At 44.9% G+C, this 18,965-nt stretch carries 17 protein-coding genes; 7 read left to right on the forward strand and 10 right to left on the reverse strand.

Going from position 1 to position 18,965, the window contains the following annotated elements; all coding sequences use genetic code 11:
- Positions 1-9: 9 nt before the first annotated feature.
- The 4 genes from Q4Q46_RS16970 to sodB all read right to left on the reverse strand — a co-directional run bounded on the left by Q4Q46_RS16970 (position 10) and on the right by sodB (position 5,686).
- Complete coding sequence (locus tag Q4Q46_RS16970) at positions 10-1,536, reverse strand: SpoVR family protein (protein WP_259512880.1); 1,527 nt, start codon at positions 1,534-1,536, stop codon at positions 10-12.
- A gap of 9 nt (positions 1,537-1,545) precedes the next feature.
- On the reverse strand, positions 1,546-2,814 hold the full coding sequence (locus tag Q4Q46_RS16975; protein WP_063883574.1) for a YeaH/YhbH family protein: 1,269 nt from the start codon (positions 2,812-2,814) through the stop codon (positions 1,546-1,548).
- A 66-nt stretch (positions 2,815-2,880) separates the two neighbouring features.
- Positions 2,881-4,815 carry a PrkA family serine protein kinase gene (locus Q4Q46_RS16980; RefSeq protein ID WP_006086332.1) on the reverse strand — a complete coding sequence of 645 codons (1,935 nt, stop codon included), beginning with the start codon at positions 4,813-4,815 and terminating at the stop codon, positions 2,881-2,883.
- Positions 4,816-5,101: 286 nt separating this feature from the next.
- The gene (gene sodB / locus Q4Q46_RS16985) at positions 5,102-5,686 is read right to left on the reverse strand and encodes a superoxide dismutase [Fe] (RefSeq protein ID WP_028760317.1); all 585 of its coding nucleotides are present in this window, start codon (positions 5,684-5,686) and stop codon (positions 5,102-5,104) included.
- A gap of 224 nt (positions 5,687-5,910) precedes the next feature.
- Here sodB and grxD point away from each other — a divergent pair, with 224 nt between their 5' ends.
- The gene (grxD, locus tag Q4Q46_RS16990) at positions 5,911-6,243 is read left to right on the forward strand and encodes a Grx4 family monothiol glutaredoxin (protein WP_011846572.1); all 333 of its coding nucleotides are present in this window, start codon (positions 5,911-5,913) and stop codon (positions 6,241-6,243) included.
- Between the two features lie 155 nt (positions 6,244-6,398).
- Here grxD and Q4Q46_RS16995 read toward each other — a convergent pair whose 3' ends face one another.
- Positions 6,399-7,649 carry a uracil-xanthine permease family protein gene (locus Q4Q46_RS16995; protein WP_106650264.1) on the reverse strand — a complete coding sequence of 417 codons (1,251 nt, stop codon included), beginning with the start codon at positions 7,647-7,649 and terminating at the stop codon, positions 6,399-6,401.
- A 216-nt stretch (positions 7,650-7,865) separates the two neighbouring features.
- Between Q4Q46_RS16995 and Q4Q46_RS17000 the strand changes: the two genes are divergently transcribed.
- Both Q4Q46_RS17000 and hda read left to right on the forward strand, forming a co-directional pair.
- The gene (locus tag Q4Q46_RS17000; protein WP_311906555.1) at positions 7,866-8,957 is read left to right on the forward strand and encodes a DUF2066 domain-containing protein; all 1,092 of its coding nucleotides are present in this window, start codon (positions 7,866-7,868) and stop codon (positions 8,955-8,957) included.
- A gap of 67 nt (positions 8,958-9,024) precedes the next feature.
- Positions 9,025-9,735 carry a DnaA inactivator Hda gene (hda, locus tag Q4Q46_RS17005; protein WP_006081292.1) on the forward strand — a complete coding sequence of 237 codons (711 nt, stop codon included), beginning with the start codon at positions 9,025-9,027 and terminating at the stop codon, positions 9,733-9,735.
- A 158-nt stretch (positions 9,736-9,893) separates the two neighbouring features.
- Here hda and Q4Q46_RS17010 read toward each other — a convergent pair whose 3' ends face one another.
- From Q4Q46_RS17010 to bepA, 4 genes are all read right to left on the reverse strand, one after another.
- On the reverse strand, positions 9,894-11,849 hold the full coding sequence (locus Q4Q46_RS17010; protein WP_311906556.1) for a hypothetical protein: 1,956 nt from the start codon (positions 11,847-11,849) through the stop codon (positions 9,894-9,896).
- A 297-nt stretch (positions 11,850-12,146) separates the two neighbouring features.
- Entirely contained in the window at positions 12,147-12,521 is a 375-nt protein-coding gene (locus tag Q4Q46_RS17015) for a DUF2069 domain-containing protein (protein WP_107947135.1), read from the reverse strand.
- A 47-nt stretch (positions 12,522-12,568) separates the two neighbouring features.
- Positions 12,569-12,919 carry an arsenate reductase (glutaredoxin) gene (gene arsC / locus Q4Q46_RS17020; RefSeq protein WP_106650269.1) on the reverse strand — a complete coding sequence of 117 codons (351 nt, stop codon included), beginning with the start codon at positions 12,917-12,919 and terminating at the stop codon, positions 12,569-12,571.
- A gap of 128 nt (positions 12,920-13,047) precedes the next feature.
- Positions 13,048-14,517, reverse strand: a complete 1,470-nt coding sequence (bepA, locus tag Q4Q46_RS17025) for a beta-barrel assembly-enhancing protease (RefSeq protein WP_311906557.1) — start codon at positions 14,515-14,517, stop codon at positions 13,048-13,050.
- Positions 14,518-14,629: 112 nt separating this feature from the next.
- Here bepA and Q4Q46_RS17030 point away from each other — a divergent pair, with 112 nt between their 5' ends.
- The 3 genes from Q4Q46_RS17030 to cctA all read left to right on the forward strand — a co-directional run bounded on the left by Q4Q46_RS17030 (position 14,630) and on the right by cctA (position 17,039).
- Positions 14,630-14,863: a sulfurtransferase TusA family protein gene (locus Q4Q46_RS17030; RefSeq protein WP_311906558.1), complete on the forward strand. Its 234-nt coding sequence runs from the start codon at positions 14,630-14,632 to the stop codon at positions 14,861-14,863.
- A 221-nt stretch (positions 14,864-15,084) separates the two neighbouring features.
- Complete coding sequence (locus Q4Q46_RS17035; RefSeq protein WP_261273035.1) at positions 15,085-16,170, forward strand: AI-2E family transporter; 1,086 nt, start codon at positions 15,085-15,087, stop codon at positions 16,168-16,170.
- A gap of 518 nt (positions 16,171-16,688) precedes the next feature.
- Entirely contained in the window at positions 16,689-17,039 is a 351-nt protein-coding gene (gene cctA / locus Q4Q46_RS17040; protein ID WP_006081299.1) for a tetraheme c-type cytochrome CctA, read from the forward strand.
- A 93-nt stretch (positions 17,040-17,132) separates the two neighbouring features.
- Here the strand turns inward: cctA and Q4Q46_RS17045 are convergent, their stop codons facing one another.
- Entirely contained in the window at positions 17,133-17,879 is a 747-nt protein-coding gene (locus Q4Q46_RS17045; protein WP_311906561.1) for a cytochrome b/b6 domain-containing protein, read from the reverse strand.
- Between the two features lie 297 nt (positions 17,880-18,176).
- Between Q4Q46_RS17045 and Q4Q46_RS17050 the strand changes: the two genes are divergently transcribed.
- Positions 18,177-18,812, forward strand: a complete 636-nt coding sequence (locus Q4Q46_RS17050) for a LuxR C-terminal-related transcriptional regulator (RefSeq protein WP_006081301.1) — start codon at positions 18,177-18,179, stop codon at positions 18,810-18,812.
- The last annotated feature ends 153 nt before the right edge of the window (positions 18,813-18,965 follow it).

The raw sequence follows: 18,965 nt of genomic DNA on the forward strand, positions 1-18,965 counted from the left end.
GGCTTATTATTATTCTGCTTTAGCCACTTCAGGGCAGGATGCTAATACGGTAATACTCGCATCAGCATTCTTTTGCTCTAAGGTGACAGTAAAACCCCATAATCTATGTAAATGCTTTAATACTTCTTTATGGCTGCTGGCTAAGGGAATATCGTTATTTGGCACATAGCGTAAGGTTAAGGAACGGTCACCGTTGATCTCCACATTATGCACTTGGATATTTGGTTCAATGTTCGACAAGTTATATTGCTGCGATAATAACTGGCGAATATCTTGATAACCTTGTTCATCGTGAATAGCCGATACCGACAGATAATTGCGCTTCTCATCATCATGGATACCAAACAATTTAAATTGGCGGATAACTTTAGGTGAAAGATATTGGCTAATAAAGCTTTCGTCTTTAAAGTTTTGCATTGCAAAGTGTAAGGTTTCGACCCAATTGCTGCCGGCAATGTCGGGAAACCAAGCTTTATCTTCATCGGTTGGATTTTCACAAATACGTCGAATGTCGGTGAACATGGCAAAACCTAAAGCATAGGGATTGATGCCACTGTAATAACGACTGTTGTAGTCGGGTTGGGCAACCACACCCGTGTGGCTTTGCAAAAATTCCATCATAAAGCGATCAGTGACCACACCATCGTCGTACAAGTGATTCAAAATAGTGTAGTGCCAGAAGGTGGCCCAGCCTTCGTTCATCACTTGAGTTTGTTTTTGTGGATAAAAATATTGCGCCATTTTACGCACAATACGGATTATTTCTCTTTGCCATGGTTCAAGTAAAGGGGCATTTTTCTCGATGAAATATAAGATGTTTTCCTGCGGTTCTGCGGGGAAACGACGTTTTTTTGTTTGAGACAGTTCTTGGTGTTGGTTAGGTATAGTGCGCCATAAATCATTTACTTGGCTTTGCAGGTACGCTTCGCGATCTTTTTGTCTTGCTTGTTCTTCTCGGAATGATATTTCAGAGGGGCGTTTATAGCGATCTACACCATAGTTCATCAGCGCATGGCAGGAATCTATGACACTTTCGACCTGCTCTACACCGTATTTTTGTTCGCAGTTACTGATGTAGTTTTTAGCAAACACTAGGTAGTCAATAATCGAGCTCGCATCTGTCCATGTTTTAAATAAGTAATTGTTTTTAAAGAAACTATTATGTCCGAAACAAGCGTGGGCGATCACCAGCGCCTGCATTGTGATGGTGTTTTCTTCCATTAAGTAAGCGATGCAGGGGTTAGAGTTAATCACAATTTCATAGGCGAGCCCCATTTGGCCACGTTTGTAACCTTGCTCGGTTTCGATAAAACGTTTGCCGAAAGACCAATGGGTGTAACCTATGGGCATGCCTATGCCAGCATACGCATCCATCATCTGTTCAGCAGTGATGACTTCGATTTGATTCGGGTAAGTGCTGAGTTTATAGAGCGCTGCCACCCGCTCAATTTCCTTGAGGTAGTCCTGAAGTAGCTCGAAGCTCCAGTCGGGACCATCGCTCAGTGGTGTCCAAGGTGTTGATTTAGTTATCCCCATAGTGCCCCCTTAAACCGCTTGTTTCTTGAATAGCTCCCTAAAGACAGGGTAAATATCTTCGGCTTGACGTATATGCTGCACGGCGATGTTGTCGTAATGCTGTTGCAGGGATTCATATTCGCGCCACAGGGTTTGATGGGCGCGATTGGTGATTTCGATATAGCTGTAGTAGCGCACCAGTGGCAATATTTTTTGTTCTAACAATTGCCTACAGGTAGGTGAATCGTCGGCCCAGTTATCACCGTCGGATGCTTGGGCTGCGTAAATATTCCACTCATCGGCGGGGTAGCGGGCTTGTTGAATTTCATGCATTAATTTCAATGCACTGGACACTATGGTGCCGCCCGTTTCTTGGGAGTAAAAGAACTCGTGTTCATCGACTTCTTTGGCTTGGGTATGGTGGCGAATGTAAACTACTTCTAAATTTTTATAGGTACGAGTGAGGAACAAATACAGCAAGATATAGAAGCGTTTTGCCATATCTTTAGTTGCCTGATCCATAGAACCAGACACATCCATTAAACAGAACATCACAGCTTGGCTAGAGGGGATTTCTCGTTTCGCATAATTATTAAAGCGCAGATCGAAGGTATCGATAAACGGCACTCTAGCAATCTTTTGTTTTAATTCCTCAATTTGAGCTTTTAAATCCAAAATCAACTCAGCCTTAGTACCTGGAATATTTTCCAGTTCAGCAAGTTCTTGTTCTAACTCTTTTAATAGTTTCTTTTTACTGGCCGACATAGCAATGCGACGTGCAAGGGATGAACGTAATGAACGGACAATATTGATGTTAGCGGGGACGCCATCATTGGTGAACCCAGCACGGTAGATTTGGTATTCCACCAGTTTATTGAGGCGATTTTTTTGTAGATTGGGGAGTTCTAAGTCCTCAAACAATAACTCTAGATACTCGTCTTTAGAGATTTCGAACACAAAGTCATCGTCGCCTTCACCCGAGTTTGAGGCCTCACCTTTGCCCGAACCGCCGCCTGAACCACCAGGTGGTCGGTCAATTTTATCGCCACGGGTAAATTGGTCATTACCGGGATGCACTCTGTCCCTGACACCGCCTTTGCCTTGGTGAAACATAGGTTCACTGATATCCCGTGTTGGGATACTGATTTTTTCGCCTTTATCTACATCCGTTACGCTGCGACGAGTCACTGCATCGCTGACGGCTTTTTTAATTTGTTGCTTATATCTATTGATAAAGCGTTGGCGGTTGACTGTGCTTTTTCCTTTCGCATTCAACCGTCTATCGATAAAGTTCGCCATACGCACCTCCCAAAACCCAGCGAAGGCTTTGGCAACACCAAAGCCCTGTACTTAGTTAGCGCAAGTTTAAGAAGATTTACGAACTCGTAAATACCACTCAGACAAGAGTCGGACTTGTTTTTTGGTATAGCCTTTCTCCATCATGCGATTGACGAAATCATCGTGTTTGCGTTGATCGTCGTTCGACGTTTTGGCGTTAAAGGAAATAACAGGCAGTAAATCTTCTGTGTTGGAGAACATTTTCTTCTCGATCACTGTGCGAAGTTTCTCGTAGCTGGTCCAGAGTGGATTGTTACCCTCATGGTTCGCTCGGGCGCGCAGCACAAAGTTGACGATTTCATTACGGAAATCTTTAGGATTGCTGATCCCCGCGGGCTTCTCAATCTTTTCAAGTTCAGCATTGAGGGCGGCGCGGTCGAATAGCTGACCTGTTTCTGGGTCGCGGTATTCTTGATCTTGGATCCAAAAATCGGCGTAAGTGACATAGCGGTCGAAGATATTTTGGCCGTATTCAGAGTAAGACTCTAAGTAAGCGGTTTGAATTTCTTTACCGATAAACTCCACATATTTAGGGATCAAATAACCTTTTAGGAATTCAAGATAACGTTCGGCGGTATCACCGGGGAACTGTTCTTGTTCAATTTGTCGTTCGAGGACATAGAATAAATGTACTGGGTTGGCGGCGATCTCTGAATGGTCGAAGTTAAATACCCGCGACAAAATCTTAAAGGCAAAACGGGTGGATAGTCCATTCATGCCTTCATCGACACCTGCGTAATCACGGTATTCTTGGTAAGACTTAGCCTTAGGATCGGTATCTTTCAGGCTTTCACCGTCATATACCCGCATCTTAGAGTAGATGGAGGAGTTTTCAGGCGGCTTGATGCGTGACAACACACTAAATTGCGCTAAGGTTTCTAAGGTGCCGGGAGCGCAGGGCGCTTTCGATAACTCAGAGTTTATCAGCAGTTTTTGATAGATTTGCAGCTCTTCTGAGACCCGTAAACAGTAGGGCACTTTGACTATGTAAACACGGTCGAGGAAGGCTTCGTTGTTTTTGTTGTTTTTGAAGGTTGACCACTCGGACTCGTTTGAGTGAGCCAGAATAATCCCGCTATAGGGCAGGGCCGATAGGCCTTCTGTGCCGTTATAGTTGCCTTCTTGCGTTGCAGTCAGTAGCGGGTGCAGCACTTTAATCGGTGCTTTGAACATCTCAACGAATTCCATTACCCCTTGGTTGGCGCGGCATAAAGCACCCGAATAAGCGTAAGCATCGGCATCATCTTGGGAGAAATGCTCGAGCTGACGAATATCCACTTTACCGACGAGGGATGAAATATCTTGGTTGTTTTCATCACCGGGTTCAGTTTTCGCTATCGCCACTTGATCCAGAATCGATGGGAAGACTTTCACCACACGAAATTTAGAGATATCGCCACCAAACTCATGCAGACGTTTTACCGCCCAAGGCGACATGATGGTTTTAAGATAGCGGTTGGGAATGTTGAATTCATCTTTTAGCAGTTGACCATCTTCTTCTAAATCAAACAGACAGAAAGGATGATCGTTGACAGGGCTGCGTACCCCATTTGCGCTCAGAATGTAAATGGGCACTTTTTGCATCAGGGCTTTGAGTTTTTCGGCCAGCGATGACTTACCGCCGCCCACTGGGCCCAGTAGGTATAAAATTTGTTTGGACTCTTCTAATCCTTGTGCCGAGTGCTTTAGATAAGCCACGATTTGCTCTATGGCATCTTCCATGCCGAAGAAGTCTTTAAATGCGGGATAGCGTGAAATAAGTCGATTCGAAAAAATACGGCTAAGTGTTGGATTTTTTGCGGTATCAATGACTTCTGCTTCACCGATTGCAAGCAGTAGTCGCTCAGATGCTGACATGTAAGCGCTGCGATCTCCTTTGCAGATATCCAGAAACTCTTGCAAAGAATATTCTTCATCGAGTTTTTGTTCGTAGCGCTTTTGGTAATGCTCGAAAATGCCCATATAAACCCCCTGAAACGCCAGTGATGTCATGGAACGGATAACTGGCTAACCAGCCTCCTACTCTAATCTTAGACATAAACTCACTATCTGTGTCAAAAAAATATCAAATAAAACAATAACAAATAGTTGCAAACGCAATTATTGCACTTGTAGTTTACGGCGGGGTAATCTGCGGGATAAGGGATGGACGGCAAACGAGGGGTATAAAAAAAGAGCCACTAGGGCTCTTTTTACTGGGATTAACTCACTGCTCATTTAGGCAGTTAACAACGATAGGTTAAATGAATTAACCAGCGAAGTTTTGGTTAACGAAGTCCCAGTTAACTAATTGCCAGAAGTGGGCAAGGTAGTCTGGACGCACGTTACGGTAATCGATGTAGTAAGCGTGTTCCCACACGTCAACTGTCATGATTGGCGTGACTGTGCTGTCAGTCAGTGGCGTTGCAGCATTGCTAGTGTTAACGATAGCAAGTGTGCCATCCGCTTTTTTCACTAACCATGTCCACGCGCTACCGAAGTTGTTTACTGCTGAATCAGTAAATTGTGCTTTAAATGCGTCGAATGAACCGAAAGCAGCATTGATTGCATCAGCAACTGGGCCAGTTGGCTCGCCGCCAGCATTTGGTGCTAGGCAGTTCCAGTAGAAAGTGTGGTTCCACACTTGAGCTGCGTTATTGAATACGCCACCCGTAGAAGTTTTGATGATATCTTCTAAAGATTTACCAGCGAAATCCGTTCCTTCGATTAAGCCGTTTAGCTTAACAACATAAGTGTTGTGATGCTTGCCGTAGTGGTATTCAATGGTTTCTTGAGAAATGTGTGGTTCTAGTGCGTTCTTTGCATATGGTAATGCGGGTAATTCGAAAGCCATTAGTATCTCTCCATGGTCTTAGGTTATCGTTTTTAAACGTGCTCACTTAGGACTATTGTACCGATAAAATTTGTGATGTGAATCATTGTTTAGCTAATTGACTAGATAGACGCCATCGAAAAATCAAATGTCGGCATAACCTTACAAACTGTGGGATTTTGTTCTGCCTCTAGCTGACGTACAATAGCAGCATTGAGTCAATGTCATCCTACTTAGGAATCAAAATGGAAACAGTAGAGAAAATTAAGCAACAGATCACGGAAAACCCTATCATTGTTTATATGAAAGGTTCTCCAAAGTTGCCTAGCTGTGGCTTCTCGTCACAGGTCGCTCAGATCATGATTAACTGCGGTGAGCAGTTTGCATTCGTGGATATTCTTCAGCATCCAGACATTCGCGCAGAATTACCTAAGTTTGCTAACTGGCCGACTTTCCCACAATTGTGGATTGAAGGTGAGTTGATCGGTGGCTGTGATATCGTCGTGGACATGTTCCAAAAAGGCGAATTACAACCTTTGATTAAAGCCGCTGCCGCTAAGATCAAGACTGAAGAATAAGCGTTAATGCTTATTTTATAAGTATGAATGAAAAAGCCGCCATGATTAATATCATGGCGGCTTTTTTGTCGCTGCTTTTCAGAGTTCTATTGCTAAAAAACCACTACAACAAACACTTCAATAACACTGTGATTCCTCAAGCCCCCAAGCAAAAATTAGTGAGGGGCGACATCTGACACATTGTGCTTATCGTGAGGCTTGGTCGCAGGCAATAATAAGTTCATGGTAATTGCGACAATACCGCACAAGCTGATACCGGTCAGACTAAACGAGCCTATGCCAAATGCCATGCCGCCGATACCAAAGACTAAGGTGACTCCGACAATGCTTAAATTACGCGGCTCAGACAAATCCACATGATTGCGAATAAGGGTGTTGAGGCCAACGGCTGCAATTGAGCCGAATAACAAACACATAATACCGCCCATGACTGGGACGGGAATGGTTTGCATCAGCGCACCTAGTTTGCCGACAAAGGCCAACGTGATGGCGGTAATGGCGGTCCAAGTCATAATTTTTGGATCAAAATTGCGCGTTAGGGTTACAGCACCAGTGACTTCTGAGTAAGTCGTGTTTGGCGGGCCACCAAAGGCTGCAGCTGCAATTGTAGCGACACCGTCTCCCGTTAGTGTGCGGTGTAGGCCAGGTTTTTTCATAAAATCTTTACCTGTGACATTGGATATCGCCAAAATATCACCTATGTGTTCAACCGCCGGAGCGATTGCCACTGGGATCATAAAGGCGATGGCATGCCAGTTAAATTCGGGTGCGACAAATTTAGGAATCGCAATCCAACTGGCGGCAGTCACTACGGCAAAGTCAACAATACCAAAGGCAAGACTTAAGCCGTAGCCCACAATAATCCCCGCTAAAATCGGCATGACTTTGAGTAAGCCCTTGGCAAAAATTGCCACTGCTATTGTGGTACAGAGTGACGCGAGTGAAATAAATAGCGCAGTATTGGTGTCAACGAGAGTCAAGCTGCCATCGCCACTTTTACCTAAGGCCATATTCACAGCGACAGGTGCTAAGCCAAGGCCGATGATAATGATCACTGGACCCACTACCACAGGCGGTAACAGCCTATGGATGAAGTCGGTGCCGCGCACTTTGACCAAGGCGCCAAGCATGACATAGACCACGCCCGCGGCCATAATACCGCCCATGGTGGAGGGAATACCCCAGGTTTGCACGCCATAGAGTATGGGGGCAATAAAGGCGAAGGAAGAGGCAAGGAAGATAGGCACTTGGCGTTTAGTGATCAATTGGAACAGAAGGGTACCGATACCAGCGGTAAACAATGCCACACTAGTGTCGAGTCCTGTCAGCAGCGGCATTAACACTAGGGCACCGAAGGCCACAAACAGCATTTGTGCGCCCTGAAGGGGGATAGCGAGTCGTCTCATTTATTATTCTCGTTAATTTTAGGGTAAACCGCCAGATGATATCAGTTTGTTGGATTTTCAGCAGAAGAAAATCGCCCGTTTTGCCGACTCGGATCACTGTTTGGGTTTTCCATGCCATGGTTGGCACTGAAATGGGGCTAAATTTTGCCAAGACTCGCTTAAGGCGCTAACTATGGTACAATTTGCCCCATCTGACGTTACTTCAACTACTCAAAGATGCTGAAATTCCTATTGAAGCCGAGCTTAATTGCATTTCTATATTGTCTGTTCACGATTAATAGCGTCAATGCTGTTGAGGTGAGTAAATTAGATGAGGCCAATGTGCCTGTGTCTTCGCGCGCGGTTGCAGAACGCGACAAAGCCTTAAAAAGTGCGCTTGAGCAAGTCATTATCAAGAACACTGGCACGGCGCGATCCCTCGACAACAGTCTGATCCAATCTCAGCTCAGTAATCCTGATACCTTGCTGAGCCAGTATGGTTATATCGAGCAGAATGGCCAATTACTGCTAACTGCCAGTTTTGAACACCGTCGCATCGTGGCGCTACTGCGTCAGGCGCAATTACCGGTTTGGGGAACACAACGCCCGCTGACCTTATTTTGGGTCGCAATGCCAGGTGATGGCGACACTGTGATATTGGGTGACTCGTCTGCGTTAGCCGAACGTAAACTCTTTAGTGATTTTTCCGATGCACGTGGTATTCCGGTACTTTTGCCTATCTTAGATCTTGATGAGTTGATGGGGATTAATCCTAACGATATCAAAGGTATGTTTGCAGATATCGTGGCCAGTGTCTCCGGCCGCTATCAAGCTGACTTTTTGGCGCTGGTGGCGATTGATGCCACTGGCAGTCAAGTTCGTTATCGTTTAAATCTCTATACTAAGGCCACCATTGACTCTTTGACGCCACCGTTATTCAGCTACAACGGCACTGCTGAAAATTCGACTCAGGCGATTGAAGCCATGATGGCGGCGTTAGGCGAATACTATTTTACTAAGTACGCGATTGCCGACACGGGTACACAGCAAGGCGCGAGTGTCACCTTTGTGAATATTCAAAAAATGGCGCAATTAGTTGAAGTTGAAAGATATTTGAAACAACTTAGCGCGATTAAAAATGCCACGTTAACGCATATTCAAGGTCATACCGTGACCTTCTCGCTAGATTTGTTTGGCTCAGAAACGGATTTACAACGTTTATTAAGTTTAGAGCCGCGAATTTCTGTGGTTGCACCTGTGAGTGCGGGGGAATTTAGCCCTGTCTCTAACCAAACAGGCAAGCCTGTGTATGAATGGCGTTTACCTTAAGATGTTATCGGCCGTGCTTAGCCATGCTAAGCGCGGCATTGTTTTTATTTGATATTGAGAAGACCGAGTGCCCTTAAACTCACCTCTGCAACTCTCGTTACCTGTGCATTTGCCAGACGACGAAACCTTTAATAGTTATTACCCTGCCGCGGGTAATGATGAGCTTATTCAAAAACTGAGAGCCAATGCCGAAGGACAGGGGGAAGCCGCCATCTATTTGTGGGGCCCAGTTAAATCGGGTCGAACTCATTTAATGCACGCCGCTTGTGCTCACGCCAACGAAGTTGAGCGTCGCAGCTTTTATATTCCCTTAGGCATACATGCGAGCATTTCGACCGCATTGCTTGAAGGACTAGAACAGTTAGATTTAGTCTGTATCGATGATGTCGATGCCATCGCTGGTCACCCCGTCTGGGAAGAAGCGATTTTTGATCTCTACAACCGCGTCGCCGAACATAAAAATTGTGCTTTAGTGGTCAGTGGCAGTTCGTCTCCTGCGGATGCGGGTTTCCTCTTGCCAGATCTTGTTTCACGTATGCAGTGGGGGTTGAATTATCAACTGCAACCTATGGCTGATGATGAGAAACTTGCCGCACTGCAACGCCGCGCCGCTATGCGTGGCCTGCAATTACCGGAAGATGTGGGACGTTTTTTGCTGAACCGAATGGCGCGGGATTTACGTACCTTGTTCGATGTATTGGATAAGTTAGATAAAGCCTCATTAGTGCACCAGCGCAAGCTCACCATTCCCTTTGCCAAAGAGATGTTGCATCTTTAAAAGCATGATTGGTTAGAGACGCGGTTTGAGTGGTTTTGAATTAGCCTTGAGCGATATAAACGCTAGAAAATGTAAAATTCCTAAAACCTAAAACCTAACAATCAAAGCCCGTCATACTGAGTGCAGACGGGCTTTTGTTTATTTAAAGCTTAAACACTCTATTGCTGAGGATGACGGTGACGGTCGCCACTTAAGCGAAGTTCAGGCTCAAAGCGTGGCTCTGCATCACGTGCTGGTGCATTGTTTTGGCCTTTGAGCTGTGCATTCGCAGGCGATGTGGCTAATGTTTGACGCCAGCTTTGACCTTGTGTCATGGCAATCGGTTCGGGCAGACTTTCAATCAGACTGATGCCATCAAGCTCTGGCAGAATTTCATCAATCACCAGTGCAGCGCGATTCTCTAGGCTGTCTTGTGCAATTCTACCTCTTTGTCCCCAGTCAATAATCAGCGTATCAGCGGTTAACACCGCAGGCTTATTGGTGACGGCGACATCACGTAATATTTGATAGCGATAACTCATCATGGCTTCTTCAAACAGCATAGCCGTGTCTTCACGGGTGCTGGAATAGGCATAGAAGTCACTGGCGATATCAGTAGAAAAGAAAGTGCTCACATCCGATGGTTGATAGGCTTTTTGCACATTATTCGCCGCTGCGCCGAGGAAACGGACATTGGCAAGTCCCATCATTTCATCACTCATTAATGGATAACTGCTGCTGACTTGATCGGATATCAGGCTCTTGTTGGCATTGCGGCGACTGTAATCATCTAGCAGTCTTGGCCCTGTGAGTGAGGCATGTACGCTGCGGGGGAAGAAGTCATTGGCATGGGCAAGCTCGTGATACAGCAATGAGGCTAGATCGGGATTGATTTGCGCTAACGTGCGGTCTGCTCTGACGGTGATAGGTACGCCAAGTGACGCATATTGATTGTCTTTCACATAACGCCAAGGCATCACAAAGTTAAGATCATCACCAAAATTACTGCGGTAATCCGGCGCTTCATTAATGGTGTCGCGCTGGCTTGGCGTAAGCCATAAATCGTCGGGATCGAGATAAATTGCTCCTGTAACGACCCAATAGAAGGAAGGGCGCACATCATAGCTAATCACTACGGCCGTGACGGATTGTAACAGGCGGGCAAAATCGCTATTAGGGTCCATCTGGGCTAAGAAAGCGGCAAAGTTATCGCCCATCCAGTCGTGGGAAACCAGTACACGATTAAGAATAGTCTCGCGATTTAGATCGCTTGAGGTTTGGCCTATCAAAGGTAAGGTATTGATAGTGCAGCTATCATTAAGTTGATTGGAGTAAACACAGCCCGCTAACACATTGGCGTAAGGTGAAGCTGGACGATAGGCGTGGGTGCGTGCCACTGGGGTATCGAAATATTGCGAGCTGATCGCCGGCGCCGCGGTTGTTAGCACAAAAGCATCATCACTGAGTGGATTACCATTGATACTGGCGTTCACTTTGAGTCGAGTGATTGTATCTTGGGCGACGGTTGGCGCGGTAAATAACGGCCTAAACGGATCGCTTACATCGACCATTAAATCCGGGCCAGACGCTACGCACCAAGAGATATTCGCAGCACTTAATCCTGATTGTTGTCCGAGCCTTAAGCTGACACTGTTGCCTTCAACCACTTGGTGATCTTGGCGAACGTTCAGTACGCCCGACGATGCGGGGTCGACATTAATGCCGATTTCTCCGCTGACATCTAGATGACTTCCCGTCACATGCAAGCTAAAACGGTAGTCGCCAGCGGTAGGAGCATCGAATGCTAATACAGGACTGTTTTGACTGACTAATTGTATGTTCGGCCCATCGATTTGCTGCCAGCGAAAGGTTAAGTTTTGGCTATCGCGATTAAGGATGTTGGCAATGATGGCACTGGATTGACCTGCCACATAAGTCGGTTCAGTTTGAAAACGGATTGAGGATGATGTGGTAACAAGAAGCGGCGAAATGCTTTCTGTGCAGCGTGGCAACGAGCTAGAGGGGGGCGTGACTCCGCCATTATCTGTGTTGCTGTCTCCACCGCCTCCGCACGCCATAAGTAGGCTAGAGCAGGTTATTAATCCTAAAAGTTTCAGTGGTATCGATATCCCCATTACAACATTCTCCCATGTTAACTCAGCGGTGCAATCAGGCTTTTTGTGACTCGCGGGACATCAATACTCCACGATGAAAAACTGACTATAGCATGGGGGTTAAGTTGCAAAAAGTCGCTACAAGTATGTTAATTGTTAATTTTCATGCGATTTAGTTGTTCGATTAACTGTGCATTGAACTGAGGATGAAGAGGGTATTTGAACGCAGATCTTTAGCTGAGTTTGGCGTTGCGATTTAAAAATGCCGTCAAACCTAGTAAGGCAAGACGGCGCTGAAATCACATTGTATGCAATGGCTTATTCTTTGGATTTTTTCTTCAGGCCTAATCCCAGTTCTCGACCACGGATCCGAGCGTAGAAGGGGAAGGCAATCAGCAGCACACCAATCAACAATACTTCGATTAATGCAAAGGCGAAGGCATCGGTAGTGACATAAAGCAGCGTCAGCCCATGCAGCATATAGAGGCACAGAATAAAACTCGCCCAAGCATAAGTATATGGATTACCTTGGAAAACCCCTTTTGCAGGCAGTAACAATGGCACTATCCATAAGAGGCTAAATAGCAGAGTATATTCACCGCTAATACCCTGACCAACAAACCAGCCGCCTAATAGCAGGACGAGCGCAAAGTAACCTAAACGGCTAAGAGTAAATAAGGTGTTGGACGTCATATGTCTACCTAAGAATTAAAATTAAAGCGATTTTATAAAAATCATAATTAAAGAATAGCGAGCACATTCTCTGGAGGACGACCGATGGCAGCGCGTTGATTGGCGAGCACAATTGGCCGTTCTATGAGTTTAGGCGTGTTCACCATGGCTTCAATCAATTGCTGCTCAGTCAATGAGGTGTCGGCAAGCCCCAAGGCTTGATATTCCGTTTCTTTGGTGCGCATTAATTCGCGAGCACTGATGCCTAATTTTGTCAGAATGTCGCCAATGACTTCAGCCGTAGGAGGCGTTTTTAAATATTCCACTAGGGTAATGTCACAACCTTGTTGCTCAAGTAGAGCTAAGGTTTCACGGCTTTTTGAACAACGTGGGTTATGGTAAATCGTCGCTTGGGTCATAGTGCTAGAGGCTCAATACGGGCTGAAATAACAATGGAGCGGATGATAACAGAAAAAACAGCGCCCCGTCAGTGTGTTCGGGGCGCATAAATGGGCTATTAAGTTAAATCAATTTATAAAACAACTGATTACTTAAGTGCTTCCATCTCTTTATCGGCCATTTTGAATTGGCGAATACGGGCCTCAATACGTGCAAGCTGTAAGGGATTACTTTCGGATGCACGGTAGGCAAAGTTAAGCTGATCGATAGCGCCCTTATAGTTAGCCCCTAATGCCATTAGCTCAGCGGTGGAAAAATATTCCAATGCCTGATTACCTGTTTTTTTATAGACAGCGCTCAGCAATTGATAGGGCAGCTGATTTTGCTTATCGAGGAATATCATATCTTCTAGTAAAGGGATTGCCTTAGGGGCTTGGTCAGCTTCTAGGTAGATATTGGCTAAGTTGGCGTTGATCACTTGCGATGTTGGCTTCATTTTCCGCTGGGCTTCAAGCATAGCAATCGCCTTTGCGTAGTCCTTACGTTCGGTCAATAAGTCGGCTTTAGTATCGATATAAAACAGGTTGTTATCATCAATTTTTAACAGTTCATCGACGATTTTTTCCGACTCATCAAACTTCTTCAATCTAAATAACGCCAGCGCTTTGCCATAGAGCGCCGCCTCTTTAAAGCTGTAGGTCTGTTTGTTTAGTTGCTTGTCAAACATGCTCAAAACCGCTTCGTCGCTATAACTGGAAAAACGGACTTGAATACGAGCTTTCGCCAGCTGGAAGTTCAGGTTATCGGGAATATAACGCTTAGGATATTGCTCGGCGCGGTTACGGGCTTCAGTGATCCGCGACTCTGGTAATGGGTGAGTTAGCAGCATTTGTGGCGGTGTGGTGGTAAAGCGGTAACGAGTGGCTAACTTGCCAAAGAAATCCGCTGCAGCGTTGGGATCAAAGCCTGCATCCACCAAAATTTGCATACCGATGCGGTCGGCTTCTTTCTCGTGCAAACGGGTATAGTTGATTTTTGATTGTGTTGCCATCGCTTGGGTCGTCGCCAGTGCAGCCATACCGGCTTGTGGTACGGCAATGGTTAATAAAATGGCACCGAGTAAACCCGCAATTGTCGCAGGATTGCTCTTTTGTTGTGCTTCGAGCGAACGCGCAAGGTGACGTTGGGTAACGTGGGTAATTTCGTGGCCGAGTACTGAGGCGAGTTCGCTTTCGTTATCGGCATTGAGAAATAAGCCAGTGTGCACAGCAACATGGCCGCCGAAGAAGGCGAAGGCGTTGATTTCATCATTTTGTAACAAGAAGAAATAGAAGGGCGTTTTTACCCCTGTGGCATGGGCGACCAGTTTGTTGCCAAGTTCTGTAAGGTACTGACTCAACACAGGATCATTTAACATCGGCGCTGAGGAGCGAATGATGCGCATATAGGCATCACCGTAAACCATTTCTTTTTCAAGGCTGAAGGTGTTAACTGCGGCCGTACCTAAATCCGGTAAGTCATTGTTAGCAAAGCTTTTGGCGGCTAAGGTTAGCAGCATCAAAGAGAATGCGCCTGCAACAAAAGGTTTTAATCGAGTCAAAAAAGTCAAGTTACGCAAGCGGATCCTTTATTTCTAATTATCTCAACTAAAGGCAGAGATACTGCACTTAGCTTGTAGTTTGAGGTGCAACTTAGGATAATAGCCCAAGTTCGTCTATAGCAAGTTCATTATGATTTTTATTGATTTAACGCTATTTCGCTGTCCTGTGCCTTTAGTTAAAGTGAAACTTGTATTGAAGCCAATGCGAGACGGCGAGCAATTGCATATCTTACTCTCAGACTCAGGTTCGCGGCGAGATGTTCCCCAATATTTAAAAAAACAAGGTCATGTCGTGCAAGAGTTGCGTAATGATGTGAGTCTGTTAGCCTTGATGGTCACCAAAGTTGATCTATCTCAGGGATAAATTGAGGATTTTCATGTTTAAATCCTTTCCGAGTCGTGACCTAATTTAATGTGCACGCTAGATAAGTTCACCAAATGAGTTTGCTAGCTGGGCGTAAGATTTCCGTTCTGCTAACAAGTTGAAGTGAAAGTAGTTTGAGTAACGTCGTAGATAACACCATGATAAATAAACTTTCCTGAGCGTTTGGGAAGCCTAGCCAACCATCACTATTGGAATGATCCATGTTTACTGTTTTTTCTCGTTGGTATCAAGAGCGCTTTAGTGATCCACAAGCTGTGACCTTAATGGCTATTCTTGTTGGGTTCGCGTTAGTGATTTATTTTGCCGCAGGTTTACTTGCCCCCTTATTAGTCGCGCTGGTGTTGGCATTTTTATTGGAGTGGCCCGTGGCGCAAATGCTGAAATTAGGCATTAATCGCACCGCTGGTGCGTCCTTAGTTATCGTGTTGTTTTTGGGCATTGTGGTCTTACTGACATTTGGCTTAATTCCGAGTGTGTGGCGTCAAGGCGTGAGCTTAATTGCCGATTTGCCGAGCATGATAGATAAAGGGCTGCTGACGCTACAAACCTTGATCAACCAATACCCGCAATTTATCAATCCTGAGCAATTAGATTTGATGGTCGCAGAGCTTAAAAAACTGCTCGATACTCAGCATGTACTGGATATTGCTAAGCAATTAATTGGCTATTCAGCGTCATTACTCGTCTTGATGGTATACGCGATTTTAGTGCCTCTGTTGGTGTTTTTCTTTTTAAAGGATAAAGATCAGCTGATCAGTGGCAGTAAGCGTTTTTTCCCTGCTAATCGTCAATTAGCCCGCAAAGTGTGGTTTGAAATGCATCAGCAAATTTTCAATTACATTCGTGGCAAAGTGATTGAAATCGTGGTGGTTGGCGTCGCGAGCTATATCTTGTTTGCCTTAATGGGGCTGAGGTATTCAATGTTGCTCGGGGTGTTGACTGGCTTGTCGGTATTGATCCCCTATGTTGGCGCAACCTTAGTCACCTTGCCGATCACCTTAGTGGCATTTTTTCAGTGGGGTTTTAGTTCTGAATTCGGCTATTTGATGTTGGGTTACGGCATTATTCAGGCGCTCGACGGTAATTTACTCGTGCCGATTTTGTTCTCCGATGCGGTGGATTTGCATCCAGTGATAATCATAGCCGCGGTATTAGTCTTTGGTGGTTTATGGGGCGTGTGGGGGGTATTCTTTGCCATTCCATTGGCCTCGCTGGTCAAAGCCGTGATTAACGCTTGGCCTAAAACTGAGGTTGAAACTCTTCAGGGACTCGATGCGAGTTCATGACGACTTGCTCGATTTCCAGAGCTCGTTTTGTCTGCTGGCTTGCATGTAACAACTAAATTTGACACTGAGTTCCGCTATGGAGCTCAGTGTCACAGACGAGTAGGGCGTTAAGGCACTCTTTTTAATTTCCACGTATAGTCGTCATTACACATCTTTATCAAGCACCACTTACTCCTTTCGTTAACTTTTATTGTTTTGAGTTTGTCCTTAAGTCCTTCGAGTAGAGCCCAAATTGTTTAACCTTGGCTTTTTATTATGTCCTTAGTTGCTATAGGGATTTACATTATGTAACCTCTAGGTTAGGTATATGTAAAACTCTTATATAAGCATGTGGTTACATGATGCAGCGCACATTTTACCCTTGAGTATGTTGATAAAGTTGGGTTGCTTAGCATGGGTTTGCTTATTCGTACATCCTTAGCTAAGTTATATCGAGTCGTGCTATTTACTTTTGGTTGCGAGATGGAAGTCACCCTGACAAGAATTTCCACTGACAATCGCCATTGGAGGATACTATTGTGAGCAAAAAACTATTAAGTGCGCTTTTCGGGGCAAGTCTCGCAGCGTTAGCGCTGTCGCCAACCGCATTTGCTGCAGATCAAAAATTGTCTGATTTCCACGCTGAGTCGGGTGGATGTGAAAGCTGTCATAAAGATGGTACACCTTCTGCGGATGGTGCTTTTGAATTTGAACAGTGCCAAAGCTGTCACGGTTCTCTTGCTGAAATGGACGCGGTGCATAAACCACATGACGGAAATTTAGTCTGTGCAGATTGTCATGCGGTGCATGATATGAATGTAGGTGAAAAACCGACCTGTGAAAGTTGCCATGATGATGGCCGTACACCAGCGACTATTCTGAAAAAATAATCAAAAAATGTTAGAAGCGTTGGCATCTGCCTTCAAGTCTACATAAATAACGCCAGCAAATGTTGGCGTTATTTTTATCCGTAAATGAATCAATTACTCGTCTTTTGGTTGGCCTTGGATGATCTTCTTACCTGAGAACATGGCTGAAATAATGCCAGGTTGACGTTTAACTTCGGTATAAACCACAGCGAATACATGTAGTAAAATCAGTAGCAAAAGTAGATAAACCGCATAAACGTGAACTTCACCGGCTAGTCCCTTCAGCGGTTTAAGCGCAGCCGCTTTCTCAGTATTCACCCCAGTGGCATCATAGGGTTTTAAGCTTGCTGGGTCGACATTGGCATCGGCCAGATAGCTTTGTACTGCACTACCTAATGGCGGAAAGTAAATATCGGTTCCTGCACGTAAAAGCCCAGTAATCATGATAGTGATTAACAGCAGCATGATACCGAGAACGGCAAATTTGCCTTTAGGATTATGGCCTAAATACTGCGGATTTTTACCCGCGGCCAATTCTGACTTATAGGTCATTAATTCATTTTTGCTATTAGCATTGGGAAACATATGGCTTAAACGCGCATATTTGTTGCCGACAAAACCCCACACAAGGCGAATAATGAGGTTGATTGCAAACGCATAGCCTATGTACACGTGTAAAGTTTTTAAGCCAATTTTGCCCGTTAATTCAGTGATGCCCAGCTCAGCACGATACATCATGATGCCACCGACTAAGATGAGTGCGAGTACGAGAATGACATTAATCCAATGGAATAATCGCGTCGGTTTGTCCCAAACTGAGTAGGATTTAACTTCAAACGCGCTGGGTTTGCTGCTGGACATGGAATTTCCTTATTTTTTGTGTTGGTATGATCTTACGCTTTTATCTCAAAATTTCAGTAATTTTTTTCAGTTTCAATTAAGACTTCTGATTGATAGTGTATTCAACGAAAGTGTTAGAAGTTTTTGATTTGCGTACGGTAAATATTTTTCACGTAAGTCTTTTTAATCTGTTTTATCTAATGCTAATATCGTCACCACGGTAGACTTGGAAGTCTATTGAACGGATGTTGAAGTTGTATTGAGAGGATTTTAGGTTCTCAAAGTGAATAATCGTTAATCAGACAGGGAGTGAGCAGGATGTTCAAAATATTACATTGGATTGTAGTGTCACGATCGCAAGTATTAATGGAATTGCTAGCAGGACGTTGGCCACAGGAGTTTCTCGTTAAGTTGACGCAAGTCAGCCCTGATGAGATGTGTGAACAAATCAAGGATAATCATGCCTCCATGGTAGTGATTGATTTAGCAACTGTTGATCTTCAAAAAGCCCATCAATTTCAGCGTTTACTTGCCCGTGAACAACCAAGTGTACGAGTCGTCTATTTACAATTCCCTAAACAAGTCGATGCACGTTTTTTAATGCAAGCGGCCACGACCGCAGGGGTGTTTTATCTCGATGCGGGTTTAACTGAGATTAGCCTAGGATTCTCGAATATTTTACGAGGCCATAGGGTGATCCCAATTCAACTTGTCAATGGGGTAAACGATGACTTTGGTTTGTTCGAAGATACTGAGCCGCTGACGATTCGTGAGCGAGAAGTATTACAAGCCCTCTTAACGGGTAGTACTAACTTAGATATTGCTAATCAGCTGTTTGTCAGTGAAAGCACGATAAAAACCCATTTGTACCGAGTATTCCGTAAGATCGGTGTGTCGAGCCGTGGTCAAGCAATTGCGTGGGCGCAGACCTATTTGCACGATGTGGTGGTTTAAATCTGTATTAGCACTGATAGAAGACACTGATTTCGCAAGGGAATACTGTTCTAGACCTAGATGTGTGCGTTTAGAGATTAGTACCTAAGTTAAGTGTTATCTCAGAAATGATAAAAGGGGCTTTTGCCCCTTTTGTTTGTCTTAAAATCAATC

This window comes from Shewanella vaxholmensis (assembly GCF_031932135.1).
Lineage (GTDB): Bacteria > Pseudomonadota > Gammaproteobacteria > Enterobacterales > Shewanellaceae > Shewanella > Shewanella hafniensis.